This window comes from Labrenzia sp. PO1 (genome assembly GCF_012273635.1).
GTDB lineage: Bacteria > Pseudomonadota > Alphaproteobacteria > Rhizobiales > Stappiaceae > Roseibium > Roseibium algicola.
On record NZ_JAAXCR010000003.1, the window covers coordinates 1,021,653 to 1,040,104 of the forward strand.

Here is an 18,452-nt window from a genome sequence, read left to right on the forward strand (position 1 = left end):
CGGAACCAAGGACCTGTTCAACGCGGTAAAATGGGCGCATAATTTCTCTGTTTCGAATGAATGAAACTTGGGAGAATACGATGACTGTCGAACGCGCCATTCTTCTCGTGGTCGGCCTGCTGATACTTGCGTCGGTATTGCTGGCTGTCTACGTCAATCTCAACTGGCTTTGGCTCACCGGAATTCTCGGCGCCCATCTCGTCCAGGCGTCCTTTACCGGACTTTGCCCGGTGGTGATGGTCCTGAAAAAGCTGGGTTTGCCGCAGAAATCCGGCTTTGCCTGAAACGGTGCAACGCCGCCAGGAAAGAAACGCGCGCGAAAAGATCGCCCTCGATCTGATCGAGAGCGATCTTGCGTCACTTGATTGTTCATGTAGCTGCTGAAGTTCCCTTCGCCATTCAGCCGGCTCAGGTCCAGCTGAGGACTACCTTGCCGGCTTCGCCGGACTTCATGGCAGCAAAACCTTGTTCGAAATCATCGACACCAAATCGGTGCGTGATGACATTGCGCACGTCCAGACCGTTCTGCAGCATGGCAATCATCTTGTACCAGGTCTCGAAAATTTCCCGGCCGTAAACGCCCTTGATCGTGATCGCCTTGAACACGATGCGTGACCAGTCGACGGGCGACTTTCCGGGTGGGATACCAAGCAGTGCGATCCGCCCGCCCATCACGAGGTTCTCGACCATCTGATCGAGCGCTACCTGACTGCCGGACATTTCCAGGCCGACGTCGAAGCCTTCCTTCATGCCGAGTTTCTTCTCGATGCCTTTCAGATCTTCCCGGGCGACATTGACCGGCACCACGTCGGCCACCTTCGTTGCAAGGTCGAGACGCGCCTGATTGATATCGGTGATAACGACATTGCGCGCCCCGACATGACGGGCAACAGCAGCGGCCATGATGCCGATCGGACCGGCTCCGGTGATCAGAACATCCTCTCCAACCAGATCGAAACTGAGTGCGGTATGAACCGCATTGCCGAGCGGGTCGAGAATGGCGCCGATCTCATCGTCGATCTCGTCCGGCAAAGGCACAACATTAAAGGCCGGCAAACGCAGATATTCTGCAAAGGCACCCTGCTCGTTGACGCCTATGCCGCGGGTTTCCGGATCCAGATGAAACTTGCCCGCGCGAGACTGGCGTGAGTGCCGTCCGATCAGGTGCCCCTCGCCTGAGCATCGCTGTCCGATTTCAAGGTCGGTGACGTTCTTGCCGAGTTCGACAATTTCGCCGGCGAATTCGTGACCGGTAATCATCGGCACCGGCACGGTCTTCGACGCCCAGTCGTCCCAGTTCCAGATGTGAATATCCGTGCCGCAAATGCCGGTTTTGTGGATCTTGATCAGAACGTCGTCCGGACCGATTTCCGGCACCGGCGCGCGAGTCATCCAGAGGCCCTCTTTCGGCTCGGACTTGGACAGCGCCTTCATCTGGTTGCTGGTCATGACAGAACCCCCGTCGCCTTGCCGGCCTTTTCGAAGGCTTCCAGTGCGCGGTCCAGATCGGACCGGGTCAAGGCCGCGTTCATCTGCGTGCGAATGCGGGCCTGACCGCGCGGCACCACAGGAAAGAAGAAACCGGAGACATAGACGCCTTCCTCAAACAGCTTTGCCGCCATTTCCTGGGCCAACTTTGCCTCGCCCAGCATCACCGGAATGATGGGATGCTCACCCGGCAGAAGCGTGAAGCCGAGCGCTTCAAGGCCTGCACGCCAATAGCCGGCATTGTCGAAAAGATTCTTGCGCAGATCGTCACCCTCTTCCACCAGGCGGATGGCTTCAAGACCGCTCATGACCACTGCCGGTGGCAGAGAGTTGGAGAAGAGATAGGGCCTTGCCCGCTGGCGCAACAGGTCAATAACCGGCTGAGGCCCGGCAATGTAACCACCAATGCCGCCGCCCAGCGCCTTGCCGAGCGTTCCCGTCAAAATATCGACATCAACCCCGAAATGCGCCGGGGTACCCTTGCCCTTCGGCCCCATGAAGCCGGTCGCATGACAATCGTCGACCATCACCACGGCATCATATTGCCTGGCCAGTTCGGTCACCCCCGGCAGGTTGGCCAGATAGCCGTCCATCGAGAAGACACCGTCGGTCGCGATCATGATGTGGCGGGCACCGGCGGCCCGAGCTTCCTTCAGCTTCGCTTCCAGATCCGCCATATCGGAATTGGCGTAGCGATAGCGCCGGGCCTTGCACAGGCGAATACCGTCTATGATCGATGCGTGATTGAGCGCGTCCGATATGATCGCGTCCTCAGGACCGAGCAAAGGTTCGAACAAGCCGCCATTTGCGTCAAAACAGGCAACGAACAGAATGGAATCGTCCTTGCCTAGAAACTCGGCCAGACGCTGTTCAAGCTGGCGGTGAATGTCCTGCGTTCCGCAAATGAAGCGCACGGACGCCATGCCGTAGCCCTTCGGCTCAAGAGCCTTGCGGGCCGCCTCCTCGAGAGCCGGATGATCGGCCAGACCCAGGTAATTGTTTGCGCAAAGGTTGATAACCTCGCGCCCGCCAACCGTGATCAAACCGCCCTGCGGCGAGGTGATCAACCGCTCGCGTTTGTAGAGCCCTTCGGCCTCGATTTCTCTAAGCGTCTCGGAAATATGCGACAGAAAGGCATCGGACACAGGGCTTCCTCCGGCAAAATGGATATCTCCTCCACTATGCCGGATATTTGTCCAGAATAAAAGATTCTATTTCCGGTATCACGGATTCTTGCAACTGCCCTTCTGTAAGATCCAGGCGATCGCATCAGCCTTTCCGGCCAGGAAATATCCGCAGATACTAACGCATTACAGTGACACCCGCCATTCGAAAACCTGCATAGAGCAAGGCAATCCCGGCGCATTTGTTGACGAGACCTACAACCCAGTTCTTCATCTCGCCACGGGTCAGACGGTCCCCCAGAAAGGCATATGCCGTGTAGGATGTCAGGTCGATCAGGAAAGTCGTCATGCCCATGATCAGGATCTGCGGAACAATGGGGGCATTGATGTCGAGAAACTGGGGCAAAATGGCTGCGAAATAGAGCAGTGCCTTCGGATTGGCGAACTCGATCACAAACCCCTGGGCGAACAACGCCTTCAGGCTGGACTGCCGCCCGGACCGTTTGACGCGGATTGCGCCTGCCGGCGTGAAGAGTGCGGTCAGACCCAGCCAGACGAGATATCCTACACCAGCCCATTTGATTACCGAGAACACCAGGTTGGAAGCAATGATCAGTGAGGCAATGCCGGTTGCCGAAAGCGCAAAATAAACGGCATTGGCAGACGCAATACCAAAAACGCCACCAAGTGCCCGACGCCCACCATTCGCCGCCCCTTGCGACGCAACGGCCACGGCCGCCGCACCGGGAGAGAAAACCACGACAGCTGTCGTGACAAGAAAGATCAGATAGGTCTCGAACTGCATTGCTTTCTCCTGCGCTCGCCAGATTTGCCGAGAACTGCTGCTTCGCCTAAGCGGCCGCGACAATTTCGATTTCGATCATCCACTCGGGTGTCAGCGTTCGAACCACAATGGCGGTGGTCGGGACGCGTCGGGCGCCCAGTGCCTCCAGTCGTGCGGCCTGGTTCTTTTCGGCATGGTCCGGATCTGAAAGATAACTGGTGACGCGGACGATATTGTCGGTCGTCATGTCCGCTTCAGTCAGGACCCGGCGCAGGTTCGCCCAAACCAGATCGAGCTGCTCTTCCAGGCTCGCTGGAGCCCGGCCGATTACATCAAGCCCCATGGTGCCGCTGACGAAGAGCAACCGCCCTGCACCTGTCACTTCCAGGGCATGCACATAATCCGGTGTTGCCGGGTAAATGCCCTTGTCCGGGTTGATTGTCCGCTCCATCAAGTCGAAGATCCTTCTTCCGAAATCTGTTTCGGATATGACTGTTCAGACGAACACGATTCACCGCAACAAGGATCTCGCCGAATGAAATCAAATAAAGAGACCATTCAGAAAAACAGCACTCCCGGCCGCCCCGTGGACGCATTCGACCGAAGAATATTAGGCGAGCTGGTGCGCAATGCCCGGCAGACCTATGCCGAGATCGGGACCAAGGTCGGGCTGTCCGCACCGGCGGTGCATGACCGGGTAAAGCGGATGATCGCGTCCGGCACCATCTCCTCCACCAACGCCGCCATTGATCCCATGTCTGTCGGCAAACCGTTTCTGGCTTTCGTGCATGTGGATGCCAGCGGATGGGGCAAGAGCGAGCGGATGATGAAGCTGCGGGACTTTCCGGAAGTGGAAGAACTCCATTCCGTCACGGGCGACTGTTGTGTCATCCTGAAGGTGCGGACGGCCAATGCCGACGCGATGGAACACTTCCTTGCACAGGTCTATGCCCTGCCGGGCGTAAGGGCGACCAGAAGTTATGTGGTGCTGACGACGTATCTCGACCGGCCGGTGCAAGCGGAGGTCACGGAAACCTGGCCTGATGTGCCGCTGCCGGCTGTGTGAAGGTCAAGGAAGCGCTCGCGGCCTTCAGAACTTAATCACCATCAGGATCGCCCGAGCCGGGCCGCCAACGGCTGCAATGCAATGGGGCACGTCGGCGGCGTAGCGAGCCGTGTCCCCTTTTCCGATGACACCTTTGGCCACACCGGACGTGACTTCAAGCTGGCCGTCTTCGGCTATCAGTTGCTCCCGCGTCCCACGTTCGTGCGGTTTGCTGTCGAGCTTTCCATCTGCCGCGAATATCAGCTCATAGATTTCGAACCGGCCTGTGTCCTGAGGCGGTGACAGGATGCGGATCTTGCAGCCGTCTCCCGCCCTGTCGAGCGCCGGGGTCTGATGTTCGTGCACGATCTCGACCCGATCCTCGGCTGCCTCCTCCCCCAGCAGACCTGCAAAGTCGACATTCAGGGCTCTGGTCAGATTAAGCAGTGTCGCGACAGTCGGGTTCGACTCCCCGCGCTCGATCTGGCTGACCATGGAGCGGGAAACGCCGGAGAGCTTTTCAACGGCCTCAAGCGAGAGCCCCTGGGCACGCCGCGCTTTCTTGAGGCGGGCCGGCAAACGGGAGAGAATGTCTGAATCTGTCATTGCGGAACTAAAATCCGTTTCGCCAGATATTGCAATTTACTTTTCCCGTCATCCAACTGTCACAAATCATGTAAGCTTTCCCTCGGCCAGGACCTGAAAACAGGAATGGCCATCGTCTTCAGGGGGGAACACATGAAAGCGATACCACGTCTTTATTTTGCCACGGCCGCACTCTTTGCCCTGATCGGCATGGCCTGGGGCATCCACATGTCCGCGACCACTGATCACACACTTGCGCCAGCGCATGGGCATCTCAACCTGATCGGCTTCGTGATGATGGCCGTCTTTGGTGCCTACTACGCCCTTGCACCAAAGGCTGCCGCCTCGCGCCTTGCGCTCATCCACTACGGATTGTCGGTTCTCACCGTCATCGTACTGGTGCCCGGGATCGTATTTGCGATCAACGCCGAAGGGGAAATCATGGCCAAAGCCGGCTCTGTTCTGGCGGTTCTGACCATGCTGGTTTTTCTCGCAACAGTGCTGCGCAACCGCGCCGATTGAATTGCCGTCGCTTCCGGGGCGCATCCTGTCGCTTTCGGAACATTTGCTGCACCGCCCTCTCCCATAGCGTTCCGGCACAAGTCGGGGCGGTGCAAAACCGCATCCGGAAAACAAGAAATCGGAAACGCTTCGGAGAGAGAGAACACATGGCCAGCGATATTGAAATTGCCCGTGCAGCCAAGATGAAACCCATTCAGGAGATCGGCACACGGCTGAATATTCCCGAAGACTCTCTCCTGCCCTATGGGCGCACCAAGGCCAAGATTTCCGCCGACTACATTGCCAACCTCAATGGCCGCAAGAACGGCAAGCTGATTCTGGTGACGGCGATTAACCCGACCCCGGCCGGCGAAGGCAAGACGACCACAACGGTCGGTCTTGGCGACGGTCTCAACAGGATCGGCAAGAACGCGATGATCTGCCTGCGCGAACCTTCGCTCGGCCCCTGTTTCGGCATGAAGGGCGGCGCAGCCGGCGGCGGCTATGCGCAGGTCGTCCCGATGGAAGACATCAACCTGCATTTCACCGGCGACTTCCACGCCATCACCTCGGCCCACAACCTGCTCGCCGCCCTGATCGAGAACCACATCTACTGGGGCAATGAACTGGGCATCGACATTCGCCGCGTGGTCTGGCGCCGGGTGATGGACATGAACGATCGCGCACTGCGTTCCATCGTCTGTTCGCTTGGTGGCATTGCCAACGGCTTTCCGCGTGAAGCAGGGTTCGACATTACCGTCGCCTCCGAAATCATGGCAATCCTCTGCCTGGCCACCGATCTCGAAGATCTGCAGAAGCGGCTCGGTGACATCATCGTTGCCTACCGGCGCGACCGCACGGCGATCACCGCGCGCGAACTGGAAGCAGACGGCGCCATGACCGTGCTGCTGAAAGAAGCAATGCAGCCGAACCTGGTGCAGACGCTCGAAAACAATCCCGCATTCATTCACGGCGGCCCCTTCGCCAACATCGCACACGGCTGCAACTCCGTGGTTGCTACCCAGACAGCCCTGAAGCTGGCCGACTATGTGGTGACGGAAGCTGGCTTTGGCGCAGATCTTGGTGCGGAGAAGTTCTTCGACATCAAATGCCGCAAGGCAGGCCTCAGCCCGGATGCGGTTGTCATCGTCGCCACCATCAAGGCCTTGAAGATGAATGGTGGCGTTGCCAAGGAAGACCTCGGCAGCGAGAACGTCGAGGCCGTGAAAAAAGGCTGCGCCAACCTGGGACGCCACATCGAGAACGTCAAACAGTTCGGTGTTCCGGCAGTTGTGGCCATCAACCACTTCACAGCAGACACGGAAGCGGAAGTTCAGGCCGTGCGGGATTACTGCGCCGAATTCGGCGTTGAAGCGATCCTGGCGACCCATTGGGCCAACGGCTCCGCAGGCACCGAAGAACTTGCCACCCGTGTGGCAGCCCTTGCCGAAAGCGGCGCGGCGCAGTTCGCACCGCTCTACGACGACAGCCTGTCCCTGTTCGAGAAGATCGAAACCATCGCAAAACGGATCTACCGGGCAGACGAAGTTCTGGCAGACAAGTCTGTGCGCGACCAGCTCAAGCGTTGGGAAGCCGACGGGTTCGGTCATCTGCCGGTCTGTATGGCCAAGACCCAGTATTCCTTCACGACCGACCCGCAGCGCCGAGGCGCCCCGACCGGCCATAGCCTGCCGGTCCGCGAAGTCCGCCTGTCGGCAGGGGCCGGTTTCATCGTGGTGATCTGCGGGGAAATCATGACCATGCCCGGCCTGCCGCGCGTGCCGTCAGCCAACCACATCAAACTGGACGAAAAAGGTCAGATCGAAGGTCTGTTCTGATCATTCGGGATTGATGCCGAATACCAGTAAAGGCGGGTCTCAGGACCTGCCTTTTTTGTGTGGCGTGCGGTCCACGGTCTCTCAGCCTACGGCGGAATGACATCGCTTCAAACGCTACACAAGAGGAACTGAAACGGCATGGATGCCATGGTCGAGCCAAGGCATGACGAAGATAAGGCAAAGATCGAGCGGTTTGCCTGCCAACAAATTGCATAATCCATCAAAGAAAGTACCAATCCGTCACTTCCTCCGTCATTGCAGGGCTCGACCCTGCAATCCATACCGAAACATCGCCTCGAACGAAGGCCGCGCTTGCGTAAGTCAAACAGCGTGGATGCGATGGTCGAGCCACGCATGAAGAAAGTTGAGATTTTGGCTAGGTAGCGCGGTGTGGATGTCGGCCGAGCAGAACGAGACCGATTGCAGCCAACAACAGGGAAAGGCCCGAGAAGACGGTCCGTGTCTGGTTCCACTCCTGCCAAGGCTCGGAATAGGACCGCCAGAGCATTGCCGCTTCATTCAGGTTTTCCGGGATCGCTGCCTCAGCAAGCTCGAGGTTCATCGGCACGTTGACCAGGAACGTCAGCATGATGCCACCCAGCGCATAGATGATTGCTCCCCCTACAAAGGCGACCCCGGCTGCGCGCCGGCCAGACAACAGGCTGAAGACCCCGGCAAGAGCAAGAACGAAAGGCGTGCCGAAGAAAGCGGGCGCAAAAACGGCGTTGCGGACAGACGCGTTCATGGCCTGCATGGCTGCTATCGCAATGCGAGGGTCAGTGGCATCCAGGCCCCACATGGTTGAGCAGACCCAGGCATAGAAGAAACCGAAGATGGCCCCGGCAAAAACAAGCGCCAGGAGACCGGTTCCAAGTGCAAGTCGATACATCCCAAACTCCAAAACCGTAATTAAGTGTACGGATTGTAATTTCCGTAACATCGATTACGGTTTTGAGCAACCGACGGAGAGAACGACATGCGGGCGGAAGCCAGGGAACGACGGAAAGCAGCCATAGAAGCGGCGGCGATCGAATTGCTGCTGGATCAGGGCTATGACAACCTGTCGATGCTGGCAGTCGCCAAAAAAGCAAAGGCCTCCAACGAAACGCTCTACCGTTGGTATGGAGACAAGACCGGGTTGTTCAGCGCCCTGGTGGATCGCAATGCAGAAAACATTCGCCAGTCACTTCGAGAGTGTATCGAAAACAACCCGTCTCCCACCGAAGCACTGCGGAACTTCGGCCGACGTCTCCTGGGCGTTCTTTCGAACCCGGCTGCAATCGCTCTCAACCGTGCAGCTGCCGCCGACACGACCGGCACGCTTGGAATTGCCCTCGCGCAAAGCGGTCGCGACGCGATCAGGCCGCTCGTAACCGACCTTGTCGCGAAGGTTCAGGGCGACGGACTGCTGACAGGCCTTGAGACGGAAACCGCGGCGGAAATCTATCTGTCCCTGCTGATTGGCGATCTTCAAATCCGGCTGGTGACACGCGCCGTGGCTGAATGGTCGGAAAACGACATCGACGCCCGTGCGGAAACCGCCTGGCAGGGCGTGAAGCTTCTTTCGGCAGGCAGCGCCACTGCCTTCTCTTAAGTTTAGACAGCTACAAACATTTCCCGTCAGCGTACAAAATTGACATTGAACGGCCTGGCTTGATTTCCCTGTCGCGTAAACGACTAGCCGTGTCGCTTTGGAGATATCGGCGAATCCGGCTTGAGGCATAAGGTTTTGCACTAAGTTGATGGCCGTTGTGCCTGGTTGGAGCTGCCCATGTCTGACGAAGACGATATTGATCTCGCCTCCCTTTCTGACGACGAACTTGTCGAGCAGATGCATGACGACCTCTACGACGGTCTTCAGGAAGAAATCACGGATGCCGTGAACATTCTTCTGGAACGCGGCTGGGTTCCCTACGACATCCTGACAAAGGCTCTGGTCGAAGGCATGCGGATCGTCGGCGTCGACTTCCGCGATGGCATCCTGTTCGTTCCCGAAGTGCTGCTTTCCGCCAACGCCATGAAAGCCGGCATGGGCATCCTGCGTCCGCTGCTGGCGGAAACCGGTGCGCCGAAGGTTGGCAAGATGGTCATTGGCACCGTGAAGGGCGACATCCACGACATCGGCAAGAACCTTGTCTCGATGATGATGGAAGGCGCAGGCTTTGAAGTGATCGACATCGGCATCAACAACCCTGTCGAAAACTACCTTGCGGCCATTGAAGAGCATCAGCCGGACATTCTCGGCATGTCGGCTCTTCTGACCACCACCATGCCCTACATGAAGGTCGTGATCGACGAAATGAAGGCCAAGGGCATCCGGGACGATTATATCGTGCTCGTTGGCGGTGCACCGCTGAACGAGGAATTCGGCGAAGCCGTCGGTGCTGACGGTTATTGCCGCGACGCGGCCGTTGCTGTGGAAATGGCGAAAGATCTGATCGCCCGCCGCCACAACATGCTGGCCAACAAGGGCTGACGGCAATGTTCAAGGAGGCTGCCGAAATGTTGGTGGGCGAGCCTCTCTTTCCGGTTGAAACGGATGGGAGCGCGGACGACAAGGCCGGCCGCGTTCTTGTTATTGCCTGCGGGGCTCTGGCACGCGAAATCGTTGCCATCCGCGAAAAGAACCGCCTCGATCATCTCGACATCACCTGCCTTCCGGCGAAGCTTCACAACTCACCGGAAAAGATCCCTGATGAAGTCCGCCGGGCCATCCTCAAGAATGCGGACACCTATTCCGACATTCTGATTGCCTACGGCGATTGCGGAACCGGTGGCCTGCTCGACAAGGTGCTGGAAGAAACCGGCGCGAGACGCATCGATGGCGCGCACTGCTATGCCTTCTTCACGGGGATAGACGAATTCGACCAGATGGAAGACGACCAGCTCGGCACCTTCTACCTGACCGACTTCCTGGCCCGTCACTTCCAGACCATGGTCATCGAACCACTCGGCCTCGACTGGCACCCGCATTTGCGGGACATGTATTTCGCTCATTACACCCGTGTTCTTTACCTTGCGCAGACCGATGACCCTGCCCTTGAGGATGCGGCGCGGCGCGCGGCGGACCGGCTGGGTCTGCCGTTTGAAATGCGCCGAACCGGGTATGGATTGCTTCAGCCGTTTCTGGACAAGGGCCAGGCGGACTGAGCGTCGCAAAATAGCATCCGGACAAGTCGGTTTTTCACGTGATGATGCCGCTATCAGGCGTCCTGGATCAGCCAGCTTCCGGCAAACATGTTTCTCAGGAGGAAAGTCCGAGAATGGCGCAGAAAATCATCGTTTATTGGCGGGACATCCCGGCACAGATCCTGGTGAAACAGGGGCGCAAATCCGCCCGACGGGAACTGCCGGCCATGTTCATGGAAGCCATTGATGCCTGCGCGATGCGGATCGGAGCGAAGGACAGCGACGCCTACATGGCGGAGTGGCGCCGGACAGACCCGGTCTCCGTCACGGACGACCTGGAAACGGAAGCGGACGCGGCCCTGACCGACCTGGTCTCGGCCTATCCGAAAGAGAGACTGAAAACCCTGCTCGCAAATGGAGGCTCGGAACATGACTGATCAGCGCCTGTTGGCCAATGGGCGGCTTCCCGCCTCTACCGAAATGTCTCCCAAGCAGGTGGTCGAAAAGACCGAGCTTCTGGAATTTATTCCGGCAGGCACGCAGGTCTATGTCACGGATCTGGGCAACTGCTCGGAAGACATGATCGTCGATGCCGCCCGCATCCTGCGCGACAACAAGCTGACCGCCGTTCCGCATATGGCGGCCCGCCGGTACGCCAGCCGCGAGGACTTCGAGCGCCGCATCACGCGTCTGACCCAGGAAGCAGGTGCGACCGAGGTTCTGGCCATTGCCGGTGAAGCAGAAAAAGCCGGCCCCCTCACCTCATCCGTCGCCCTTCTGGAGACGGGCCTCTTCGACAAGCTCGGCATCAAGAAGATCGCCGTTGCAGGTCACCCGGAAGGCGCACCGGACATCAAGCCGGACGTCATCAAGAGCTTCCTGCAGCGCAAGCACGAACTTGCCCGCGAAAGCGATGCGGAATTCCGCATTGTCACCCAGTTCGGGTTCGATCCGCACCGCGTCAGCCTGTGGCTGGACGAGCTGCGCGAATGGGGCAACGAATTCCCGGTCCATGTCGGCGTTGCCGGTCCGGCAAAGATGACGACCCTGTTGAAATATGCCGCTTTTGCCGGTGTCGAAAATTCCTTCAACTTCCTGAAGAAGCGCGGCGGTGCCGTCGTCTCCATGCTGTCGGGCTACGATCCCGACACGATGGTCGATCCGCTGGAGACCCGCGTCACCAGCCAGCCGAACACCCAGTTGGCCCAGATTCACGCCTATCCCTTCGGCGGTATCCAGAAAACCGCCGAGTGGCTTCACAGCCGCGGGAGCTGGTCTTTTCAAACCTCGTCTTCAATCCTGACTGCCAATGAGAGCGCATAAATGACCCGCACTGTTGTCGCGTCCGCCACCAAGGAAATCGTTATCGGTTTCGATCAGCCGTTCTGCGTGATCGGCGAGCGGATCAACCCGACCGGCCGCAAGAAGCTGGCGGCGGAAATGGCCGAAGGCAACTTCGAAACCGTCAAGGCCGATGCGCTGGCCCAGGTGGCTGCAGGCGCGACCATGCTTGACGTCAACGCAGGCGTGACAGCGGTCAACCCGAACGAGACCGAACCGCCACTCCTCGTCAAAACTCTTGAGATAGTTCAAGAACTTGTCGACGTTCCCTTGTCTATCGATTCATCCGTGACCGCCGCCATCGAGGCAGGCCTTGCGGTTGCCAAGGGCCGTCCGCTGGTCAACTCCGTGACCGGTGAAGAAGAGAAGCTGGAAGCGATCCTTCCGCTGATCAAGAAATACAACGTGCCGGTGGTGGCGATCTCGAACGATGAGACCGGTATCTCCGAAGATCCGGACGTTCGTTTCGAAGTCGCCAGGAAGATCGTTCAGCATGCTGCCGACTATGGCATTCCCGCACACGATATTGTCGTGGATCCGCTGGTGATGCCGATCGGCGCCATGGGCACCGCAGGTCAGCAGGTGTTCCGGTTGCTGCGCCGTCTGCGTGAAGAGCTGAAGGTCAACACGACCTGCGGCCTTTCCAACATCTCCTTCGGCCTACCGCATCGCCACGGCATCAATGCCGGTTTCATTCCGATGGTCATCGGTGCCGGCATGACCTCCGCGATCATGAACCCGTGCCGCCCGCAGGAAATGGAAGCCGTACGTGCGGCGAACGTGCTCAACGGCACTGATCCGAACTGCTCGGAATGGATCATGACCTACCGTGATCACCAGCCTGCTGCTGCAGGTGCGGTTGCAGCACCTGGTGAAGGTGGTGCGTCTGCAGGCGGTCGCCGCCGCGGTGGACGCGCGGCGCGTCGGTCCGCCGGCTGAGCCCAGATGTCATAACACGTTTGCGGTTCTCTCCCCTTCCGCAAACAGGGTGGCTTTTCACCAGTTTCAGGATGGAATCTCCACCCCAATCCCCTCCCTTTAATAGGGAGGGGTTTTGCGTGTCGAGGGGCACGTTTCAAATCGCGGGATCCGCGTCGTTTTCACGATGGCTCCGGCTTTCGCAGGTTCAGATAAAACTCCCTCCTCCTTGTGAGTGAAGGGTCAAGGTTGGGCTTCGTCCCCGCAGTGTTTCAAAACCGGTAGTGGCAGATCGCAGACATGACCGAGACCGTCAAACAAGCCAAAGTCGTTTTCCAACCCAGTGGGCGCCGTGGAACCTTTCCTGTCGGTACGCCCCTGCTCGACGCTGCCCGCTCGCTCGGTGTCTATGTGGAGTCGGTATGTGGCGGGCGCGGCATTTGCGGGCGCTGCCAGATTTCCATCTCGGAAGGCACTTTCGCCAAGGAAAACCTGACCAGCGCAGCTAAAAACCTGGAAGGTGCCACCGAAGCGGAAACCCGCTACGCAACCTTGCGCAAACTGCCCGCCGACCGGCGCCTTTCCTGTCAGGCAAAAATCCTGGGCGATCTGGTTATCGATGTCCCGACCGATGCCCAGACCAACCGTCAGGTTGTGCGCAAGCGCGCGGAAGCCCGCAACATCGAAGCCGACAGCCCGATCTCGCTGGTATCCGTCTCGATCGCCGAACCGGACATGGAAACGCCGCGCGGCGATATCGACCGGCTGCGAGAGGCGCTGATTGCCAAGACCGGTATCGCCGACCTCACAATCGACCCGGTGCTGCTGCCACGGGTCCAGACAATCCTGCGCAAGGGCAATTGGCAGGTAACCGCGGCAATCCACGAAGACAGAGGCGTGCTGCCGACGCTCGTGGCGCTCTGGCCCGGAGAAAAACCTGCCGTCTACGGCCTTGCCGTCGACATTGGCTCCACCACCATTGCAGCCCACCTTTGCAACCTACAGAACGGGCGTACAGTCTCGTCCGCAGGCACCTCCAACCCGCAGATCCGCTTTGGCGAGGATCTGATGTCGCGGGTGTCCTACGTCCAGATGAACCCGTCCAAGCTGCCGGATCTGACAAAGGCCGTGCGCGATGCCATCAACGCGCTGATCGGCAAACTGGTCGGCGATGTCGGCGCAGAGCGCACGGATGTGCTTGATGCGACCTTTGTCGGCAACCCGGTCATGCATCATCTGTTCCTCGGTATCGATCCGGTGGAACTGGGCGGCGCTCCCTTCGCGCTCGCAGCCTCCGACGCCATGATTTTGAACGCGCGCGATCTGGATCTGGAACTGAACCCGGGTGCTCGTGTCTACATGCTGCCCTGTATCGCCGGCCATGTGGGTGCCGATGCAGCTGCTGCAACGCTTGCAGAAAGCCCTTACAAGCTCGACGAGATAACGCTGCTTGTCGATGTCGGTACCAATGCGGAAATCGTGCTGGGTAACCGGAACCGGCTGTTGGCAGCGTCCTCTCCGACCGGCCCTGCGTTCGAAGGCGCCGAAATCTCGTCCGGCCAGCGCGCGGCACCAGGTGCAATCGAGCGCATCCGCATCGACAAGGAAACGCTTGAGCCTCGCTTCAAGGTGATTGGTGTCGACGAATGGTCGGATGAAGAAGGCTTTGCCGAAAAGGTCGACACTGTCGGCGTTACCGGCATTTGTGGCTCCGGCATTATCGAGGCCGTTGCCGAGATGTATCTGGCAGGCCTCATCACGGAAGACGGTGTTATCGACGGCTCGATGGCGGAGCGGACATCGCGCGTCAAATCAACCGGCCGGACCTTCTCCTATCTGATTGCTGACGACGGGGTCGAAATATCGATCCTGCAGACGGACATTCGCGCGATCCAGCTCGCCAAGGGTGCGCTTTATGCCGGCGTCAAACTTCTGCAGGACAAGCTCGGCACCTATGATCTGGACCGCATTCGCCTTGCGGGGGCCTTCGGCAGCTACATCGACCCAAAGTACGCGATGATCCTTGGCCTTATTCCCGATTGCCCGCTGGAAGGTGTCTCCGGCGTCGGCAACGCTGCCGGGACAGGCGCCCGTATGGCTTTGCTCAACCGCGGCTACAGGCGCGAAATCGAGCAGACGGTGCGCGATATCGAAAAGATCGAGACCGCTCTGGAACCCAAGTTCCAGGAGCATTTCGTCAATGCAATGGCCTTGCCCAACAAGGTCGATCAGTTCCCCCACCTTCGAGCTGCCGTCGAATTGCCGGTACGCAAGGAGGCTGACGCGGGGTCGGATGCAGCCGGCGGAGAGCGCAGGCGGAGACGCCGCCGGGGTTGACGGTGTTGTTCCTTCGGCTAGCAAGCATGAACGGGCGGCAGATTTGCTCTGCCGCTACTGATCCCAGAAATACTGCTCACGCATACGCCGCCAGATCTTTTCTCCCACGAGGCAGTCATATGGCTCTTCGAAGGTGAATTGGGCCGGGATGACTTGTGGCTCGGGCGGCTTGACGCCGCCGATCTCGAGGATCAGCTTGCGACGAACGGCTTCGGGAAACTGTTCCCAGTCGTTCACCGGTATGACGAAGCTGGCAGGCCCGCCGATGACGCAGCGCTGATAATAGACGTCCAGGTCCGGAATGTTGAACTGGAAGCCCATGCCACCAGTTGTCATCAGCGGCAATCCATTGATCACCAGACCGGCCTCCACGGCGGCATCGCGTGCCTGAACCACAGGTGCTCCCTGGTTGTTGGGACCATCCCCTGAAATGTCGATCACGCGGCGGTCTGCCTTGAAAGGTGCATCCGCGAGGAGAGCCGAAGCATGCCAGATTGCGCCGGAAATCGAGGTTCGCCGCTGGCCGTAGGTGCTGTCCGCCAGAACCTTGTCGGCGAACTCCTGAGCATCTTCCACGCCCTCGATCACCGACCACCCGACAATTTCGCGCGCATGGCTTTCGTTGGCCCATTCGAACATCATGAGAGCGATCCGGCCGTGAGCCCCGTACCCGATCGCCCGCACCACTTCCGGGCTGGCGATGGCGGCGGCATATCCGCGGCGCTGGATCTGGAGTTCTTCAGGAGACATGGAGCGGGAGACATCGACAGCAAGGACCAGAGCGACATCGACCTGTTCCTGCGCAAGCGCGGGACCGAGAGGTGCCAGCAGCAAGGCGACTGCACCTGCAAGTGAGCGGACTTCGGAAAGCCTCCACATGCAGAAAGGATAACCGAAACCGAAAGAACCGCCAGCGACTTGACGCTTCGTCAGATAAACCATCTGTGATCGGCGGCAGCCACCAGCCGATCGGACACTTTCGCCGCCCTGCCCGCGTCGGCTATAACATCGGCAAAGCAAATCTTCAGGGAGCGTTCCATGTCCGAAACCGCCGCAAATGACGAGATCCAGAAACCGATGCTCGCTACGCTTCTTCATGAAGGCGTTTACCGGATCGTGATGCAGCGGCCGGAGCGGATGAACGCTCTTTCGAGCGAGATGATGACTGCTCTAGCCGGTGAACTTCAGAAGGCGGCCGAGGATCCTGCAGTGCGTGTTGTCCTGCTCGGTGCGGAAGGCAAGGTCTTCTGCGCTGGCCACGACTTGAAGGAACTTACTGCTGCGCGCGGTGAAGCGGATGGTGGCAGGGCCACCTACGAGCGGATCATGCGCCAGTGTTCGGACCTGATGCAGCAGATTGTGCGCCTGCCCAAGCCTGTGATCGCCGTGGTAACAGGTGTTGCGACCGCAGCCGGTTGCCAACTGGTTGCCTCCTGCGACCTTGCCATCGCTACCGACACGGCCACCTTCTGCACGCCAGGCGTCAATATCGGCCTCTTCTGCTCCACACCAATGGTTGCGCTCTCGCGCAATGTTGCGCCTAAACAGGCCATGGAGATGCTTCTGACCGGTGAAAGCATCGACGCATCCACCGCGAAGGATTTCGGCCTGATCAACCGCATCGTCCCGCGTGACTACCTGGAGCAGGTCGTCCAGAAATACGCGGAATCGATCGCCTCCAAGTCTGCCAAGACCGTAAAGATCGGCAAGGAAGCCTTTTACCGTCAGCTGGAAATGCCGTTGTCGGAAGCCTATGATTTCGCAGCACAAACCATGGTCGAGAACATGATGGCCCGGGACGCGGAAGAAGGCATCAACGCCTTTTTGCAAAAACGCAAACCAGAATGGACGGACAGCTGATCCGCCCTGCCGTTTGGAGGCAACAAGGATAAGACATGCCTGAAGCCGGTTATTCCGGACGTCCGCTCTCCGCAAAACTGGGGCTGAAACCGGGAATGATCTGCTGGCGTCACCGGATGCCGGAAGACATTTCCGCCTTGCTGCAGACACAGGTCCCTGGCGCGGTCATTCGTGCCGCGCCGGAACCGGGTGTTGAATGCGCTCATGTGTTTGTCACCGAACGGGTTGAGCTGACTGGACTCCTGGAAACCTTGCGGGTCCTGCTGGCCCCGGACGGCATGATCTGGGTTTCCTGGCCCAAGAAGGCCAGCAAGTTACCGACCGACGTCACCGAAGACACCATCCGCGAGCTTTGCCTGCCGATGGGGCTTGTGGACGTAAAGGTTTGTGCCGTTGACGACACCTGGTCCGGTTTGAAACTGATGATCCGCAAGGAATTCAGGAAAGAACAGGCGGCAAAACTGGCCTGAGTGTCGACTGTCAACTCACCGTATTACCCCTGCGGTTCCATATCAATTCAGCGGCAGGAAGATATCGGTTTGCGCTTCATGCTCCGGAACATCCGGAAAGAAGCTGAGGCGTTGAACGAACAGCGGAAAGTCCCGCAGCTCCTCGCCACTTCGTGGCAGCCAGTCGCGATAAAGGGCGCGGATTGTTTCCTCAGCTAAGTCGAGTGGACCGGAATGCCTGATTACGGCGCAGCGTCCTGCGGGCAACGTTGCGGCTACCACGCCCTCCGCATTCTCTTTGAACTGTCCTGCTACAGCGCAGCAAATGCCGAACCGGTATTCTTCAGGCAGCGCCGTTCTGGGATCGTCAAAGAGTATATTGAACGTCGCACTTCTCGAGGGAGGGCTTGCATTTGCCTTGCGCCAGACAATGAAGCGTCTGACAGATGCGGGCACCTCTTGCGGTGACCCGCGATGCTCAAGCAGGGCGACGGGTGTTTCAGGAAAATCGATGATCCGGACGGCCGAGACATCAAGGTGCTGATCCGACATGAACTGTCCTTTCAAATTCAGCAATGGGTCATAGGTTCTGTGCCAGACAGACCAGTCGGGCGTTGATCGGAAAGCCGACGGGCTTTGCCCAAAATCTCGTTTGAACGCACGTGAGAAGCTCTCGAGATTTTCGTAGCCCGCATCGTAGGCAATCTCAGTGACCGGCAGCTCCACCCTGAAAGCGAGCTGCTGTCCTGCGCGTTTCAGCTTCAGGAGCCGCCGGTATTCAGCAACTCCGAGGCCAAAGAAAGCCGAGAACTGGCGCTGAAAGTGAAACTTCGAATAGGCGGCTACCCCCGCAAGCGCAGGAACGTCAAGCGGGCCGTCCAGCGACCGGTCGATCGTTTCCAGCACCTTTTGAAACCGCTTTTTCAACTCACTCATAAAACGCCGCCTTCCGTATGCCTGTTTAGCCTCTCCCGTTTACCGGTGAGCCGCTTATCGCGCCTGACCGTCCCTGCGCAGTTTCACAATTCTTCGAGGCGGACCGGTCTGCGGCAG

The 18,452-nt window shown here is 58.8% G+C and carries 21 protein-coding genes; 13 read left to right on the top strand and 8 right to left on the bottom strand.

The annotated features are described in order from the left end of the window. Nucleotides 1–80: 80 nt before the first annotated feature. Nucleotides 81–284, top strand: coding sequence for a YgaP-like transmembrane domain (locus HCG46_RS19540; RefSeq protein WP_031270681.1), 204 nt, complete (start codon nt 81–83; stop codon nt 282–284). A gap of 124 nt (nt 285–408) precedes the next feature. Here HCG46_RS19540 and tdh read toward each other — a convergent pair whose 3' ends face one another. The 4 genes from tdh to HCG46_RS19560 form a co-directional block, all read right to left on the bottom strand. Then, complete coding sequence (tdh, locus tag HCG46_RS19545; RefSeq protein WP_168687131.1) at nt 409–1,449, bottom strand: L-threonine 3-dehydrogenase; 1,041 nt, start codon at nt 1,447–1,449, stop codon at nt 409–411. Beyond that, nucleotides 1,446–2,633 (bottom strand): glycine C-acetyltransferase, encoded by a 1,188-nt coding sequence (locus HCG46_RS19550; protein ID WP_168687132.1) that lies wholly within the window; start codon nt 2,631–2,633, stop codon nt 1,446–1,448. The genes tdh and HCG46_RS19550 overlap by 4 nt, the downstream gene beginning before the upstream one ends. Nucleotides 2,634–2,790: 157 nt before the next feature. Further along, nucleotides 2,791–3,417: a LysE family translocator gene (locus HCG46_RS19555; protein ID WP_055653531.1), complete on the bottom strand. Its 627-nt coding sequence runs from the start codon at nt 3,415–3,417 to the stop codon at nt 2,791–2,793. A gap of 46 nt (nt 3,418–3,463) precedes the next feature. Further along, a complete protein-coding gene (locus HCG46_RS19560; protein ID WP_168687222.1) occupies nt 3,464–3,847 on the bottom strand; it encodes a RidA family protein in 384 nt (127 codons plus the stop codon). Between the two features lie 84 nt (nt 3,848–3,931). Here HCG46_RS19560 and HCG46_RS19565 point away from each other — a divergent pair, with 84 nt between their 5' ends. After that, nucleotides 3,932–4,462 carry an Lrp/AsnC family transcriptional regulator gene (locus HCG46_RS19565; protein ID WP_168687133.1) on the top strand — a complete coding sequence of 177 codons (531 nt, stop codon included), beginning with the start codon at nt 3,932–3,934 and terminating at the stop codon, nt 4,460–4,462. A gap of 24 nt (nt 4,463–4,486) precedes the next feature. Here HCG46_RS19565 and HCG46_RS19570 read toward each other — a convergent pair whose 3' ends face one another. Further along, entirely contained in the window at nt 4,487–5,047 is a 561-nt protein-coding gene (locus tag HCG46_RS19570) for an XRE family transcriptional regulator (RefSeq protein WP_023003870.1), read from the bottom strand. 132 nt (nt 5,048–5,179) lie between these two features. Here HCG46_RS19570 and HCG46_RS19575 point away from each other — a divergent pair, with 132 nt between their 5' ends. Further along, complete coding sequence (locus tag HCG46_RS19575; RefSeq protein WP_062491737.1) at nt 5,180–5,548, top strand: hypothetical protein; 369 nt, start codon at nt 5,180–5,182, stop codon at nt 5,546–5,548. A 146-nt stretch (nt 5,549–5,694) separates the two neighbouring features. Then, nucleotides 5,695–7,365, top strand: coding sequence for a formate--tetrahydrofolate ligase (locus HCG46_RS19580; protein WP_152511225.1), 1,671 nt, complete (start codon nt 5,695–5,697; stop codon nt 7,363–7,365). 376 nt (nt 7,366–7,741) lie between these two features. Here the strand turns inward: HCG46_RS19580 and HCG46_RS19585 are convergent, their stop codons facing one another. After that, nucleotides 7,742–8,254, bottom strand: coding sequence for an anthrone oxygenase family protein (locus tag HCG46_RS19585; RefSeq protein ID WP_168687134.1), 513 nt, complete (start codon nt 8,252–8,254; stop codon nt 7,742–7,744). Nucleotides 8,255–8,341: 87 nt separating this feature from the next. Here HCG46_RS19585 and HCG46_RS19590 point away from each other — a divergent pair, with 87 nt between their 5' ends. From HCG46_RS19590 to HCG46_RS19620, 7 genes are all read left to right on the top strand, one after another. Then, nucleotides 8,342–8,959, top strand: coding sequence for a TetR/AcrR family transcriptional regulator (locus tag HCG46_RS19590; RefSeq protein ID WP_168687135.1), 618 nt, complete (start codon nt 8,342–8,344; stop codon nt 8,957–8,959). Nucleotides 8,960–9,136: 177 nt separating this feature from the next. Beyond that, the gene (locus HCG46_RS19595) at nt 9,137–9,841 is read left to right on the top strand and encodes a B12-binding domain-containing protein (RefSeq protein ID WP_031270674.1); all 705 of its coding nucleotides are present in this window, start codon (nt 9,137–9,139) and stop codon (nt 9,839–9,841) included. Nucleotides 9,842–9,867: 26 nt separating this feature from the next. Continuing rightward, nucleotides 9,868–10,515, top strand: a complete 648-nt coding sequence (locus HCG46_RS19600) for a DUF1638 domain-containing protein (RefSeq protein WP_055656430.1) — start codon at nt 9,868–9,870, stop codon at nt 10,513–10,515. Nucleotides 10,516–10,628: 113 nt separating this feature from the next. Continuing rightward, nucleotides 10,629–10,931 (top strand): virulence factor, encoded by a 303-nt coding sequence (locus HCG46_RS19605; RefSeq protein ID WP_031270670.1) that lies wholly within the window; start codon nt 10,629–10,631, stop codon nt 10,929–10,931. Beyond that, on the top strand, nt 10,924–11,817 hold the full coding sequence (locus HCG46_RS19610; RefSeq protein ID WP_023003862.1) for a methylenetetrahydrofolate reductase: 894 nt from the start codon (nt 10,924–10,926) through the stop codon (nt 11,815–11,817). The genes HCG46_RS19605 and HCG46_RS19610 overlap by 8 nt, the downstream gene beginning before the upstream one ends. Then, nucleotides 11,818–12,774 carry a methyltetrahydrofolate cobalamin methyltransferase gene (locus HCG46_RS19615; RefSeq protein ID WP_023003861.1) on the top strand — a complete coding sequence of 319 codons (957 nt, stop codon included), beginning with the start codon at nt 11,818–11,820 and terminating at the stop codon, nt 12,772–12,774. It abuts the gene before it with no gap. 279 nt (nt 12,775–13,053) lie between these two features. Further along, nucleotides 13,054–15,090: an ASKHA domain-containing protein gene (locus HCG46_RS19620; RefSeq protein WP_168687136.1), complete on the top strand. Its 2,037-nt coding sequence runs from the start codon at nt 13,054–13,056 to the stop codon at nt 15,088–15,090. Between the two features lie 54 nt (nt 15,091–15,144). On the opposite strand, the gene HCG46_RS19625 is transcribed toward HCG46_RS19620, so the two are convergent. Continuing rightward, nucleotides 15,145–15,969: a DUF1194 domain-containing protein gene (locus tag HCG46_RS19625; RefSeq protein ID WP_035907982.1), complete on the bottom strand. Its 825-nt coding sequence runs from the start codon at nt 15,967–15,969 to the stop codon at nt 15,145–15,147. Between the two features lie 159 nt (nt 15,970–16,128). Here HCG46_RS19625 and HCG46_RS19630 point away from each other — a divergent pair, with 159 nt between their 5' ends. Then, entirely contained in the window at nt 16,129–16,950 is an 822-nt protein-coding gene (locus tag HCG46_RS19630; protein WP_023003857.1) for an enoyl-CoA hydratase, read from the top strand. A gap of 35 nt (nt 16,951–16,985) precedes the next feature. Beyond that, nucleotides 16,986–17,420, top strand: coding sequence for a DUF3052 family protein (locus HCG46_RS19635; protein ID WP_168687138.1), 435 nt, complete (start codon nt 16,986–16,988; stop codon nt 17,418–17,420). 42 nt (nt 17,421–17,462) lie between these two features. Here the strand turns inward: HCG46_RS19635 and HCG46_RS19640 are convergent, their stop codons facing one another. Continuing rightward, entirely contained in the window at nt 17,463–18,335 is an 873-nt protein-coding gene (locus HCG46_RS19640) for an AraC family transcriptional regulator (protein WP_168687139.1), read from the bottom strand. Between the last annotated feature and the right edge of the window lie 117 nt (nt 18,336–18,452).

What these genes read in the sequence shown, in the direction of transcription:
- HCG46_RS19540 (WP_031270681.1), top strand. Translation starts at nt 81, where the DNA reads ATGACTGTCGAACGCGCCATTCTTCTCGTGGTCGGCCTGCTGATACTT.
- tdh (WP_168687131.1), bottom strand. Translation starts at nt 1,449, where the DNA reads ATGACCAGCAACCAGATGAAGGCGCTGTCCAAGTCCGAGCCGAAAGAG.
- HCG46_RS19555 (WP_055653531.1), bottom strand. Translation starts at nt 3,417, where the DNA reads ATGCAGTTCGAGACCTATCTGATCTTTCTTGTCACGACAGCTGTCGTG.
- HCG46_RS19560 (WP_168687222.1), bottom strand. Translation starts at nt 3,847, where the DNA reads ATGGAGCGGACAATCAACCCGGACAAGGGCATTTACCCGGCAACACCG.
- HCG46_RS19565 (WP_168687133.1), top strand. Translation starts at nt 3,932, where the DNA reads ATGAAATCAAATAAAGAGACCATTCAGAAAAACAGCACTCCCGGCCGC.
- HCG46_RS19570 (WP_023003870.1), bottom strand. Translation starts at nt 5,047, where the DNA reads ATGACAGATTCAGACATTCTCTCCCGTTTGCCGGCCCGCCTCAAGAAA.
- HCG46_RS19575 (WP_062491737.1), top strand. Translation starts at nt 5,180, where the DNA reads ATGAAAGCGATACCACGTCTTTATTTTGCCACGGCCGCACTCTTTGCC.
- HCG46_RS19580 (WP_152511225.1), top strand. Translation starts at nt 5,695, where the DNA reads ATGGCCAGCGATATTGAAATTGCCCGTGCAGCCAAGATGAAACCCATT.
- HCG46_RS19585 (WP_168687134.1), bottom strand. Translation starts at nt 8,254, where the DNA reads ATGTATCGACTTGCACTTGGAACCGGTCTCCTGGCGCTTGTTTTTGCC.
- HCG46_RS19590 (WP_168687135.1), top strand. Translation starts at nt 8,342, where the DNA reads ATGCGGGCGGAAGCCAGGGAACGACGGAAAGCAGCCATAGAAGCGGCG.
- HCG46_RS19595 (WP_031270674.1), top strand. Translation starts at nt 9,137, where the DNA reads ATGTCTGACGAAGACGATATTGATCTCGCCTCCCTTTCTGACGACGAA.
- HCG46_RS19600 (WP_055656430.1), top strand. Translation starts at nt 9,868, where the DNA reads ATGTTGGTGGGCGAGCCTCTCTTTCCGGTTGAAACGGATGGGAGCGCG.
- HCG46_RS19605 (WP_031270670.1), top strand. Translation starts at nt 10,629, where the DNA reads ATGGCGCAGAAAATCATCGTTTATTGGCGGGACATCCCGGCACAGATC.
- HCG46_RS19610 (WP_023003862.1), top strand. Translation starts at nt 10,924, where the DNA reads ATGACTGATCAGCGCCTGTTGGCCAATGGGCGGCTTCCCGCCTCTACC.
- HCG46_RS19615 (WP_023003861.1), top strand. Translation starts at nt 11,818, where the DNA reads ATGACCCGCACTGTTGTCGCGTCCGCCACCAAGGAAATCGTTATCGGT.
- HCG46_RS19620 (WP_168687136.1), top strand. Translation starts at nt 13,054, where the DNA reads ATGACCGAGACCGTCAAACAAGCCAAAGTCGTTTTCCAACCCAGTGGG.
- HCG46_RS19625 (WP_035907982.1), bottom strand. Translation starts at nt 15,969, where the DNA reads ATGTGGAGGCTTTCCGAAGTCCGCTCACTTGCAGGTGCAGTCGCCTTG.
- HCG46_RS19630 (WP_023003857.1), top strand. Translation starts at nt 16,129, where the DNA reads ATGTCCGAAACCGCCGCAAATGACGAGATCCAGAAACCGATGCTCGCT.
- HCG46_RS19635 (WP_168687138.1), top strand. Translation starts at nt 16,986, where the DNA reads ATGCCTGAAGCCGGTTATTCCGGACGTCCGCTCTCCGCAAAACTGGGG.
- HCG46_RS19640 (WP_168687139.1), bottom strand. Translation starts at nt 18,335, where the DNA reads ATGAGTGAGTTGAAAAAGCGGTTTCAAAAGGTGCTGGAAACGATCGAC.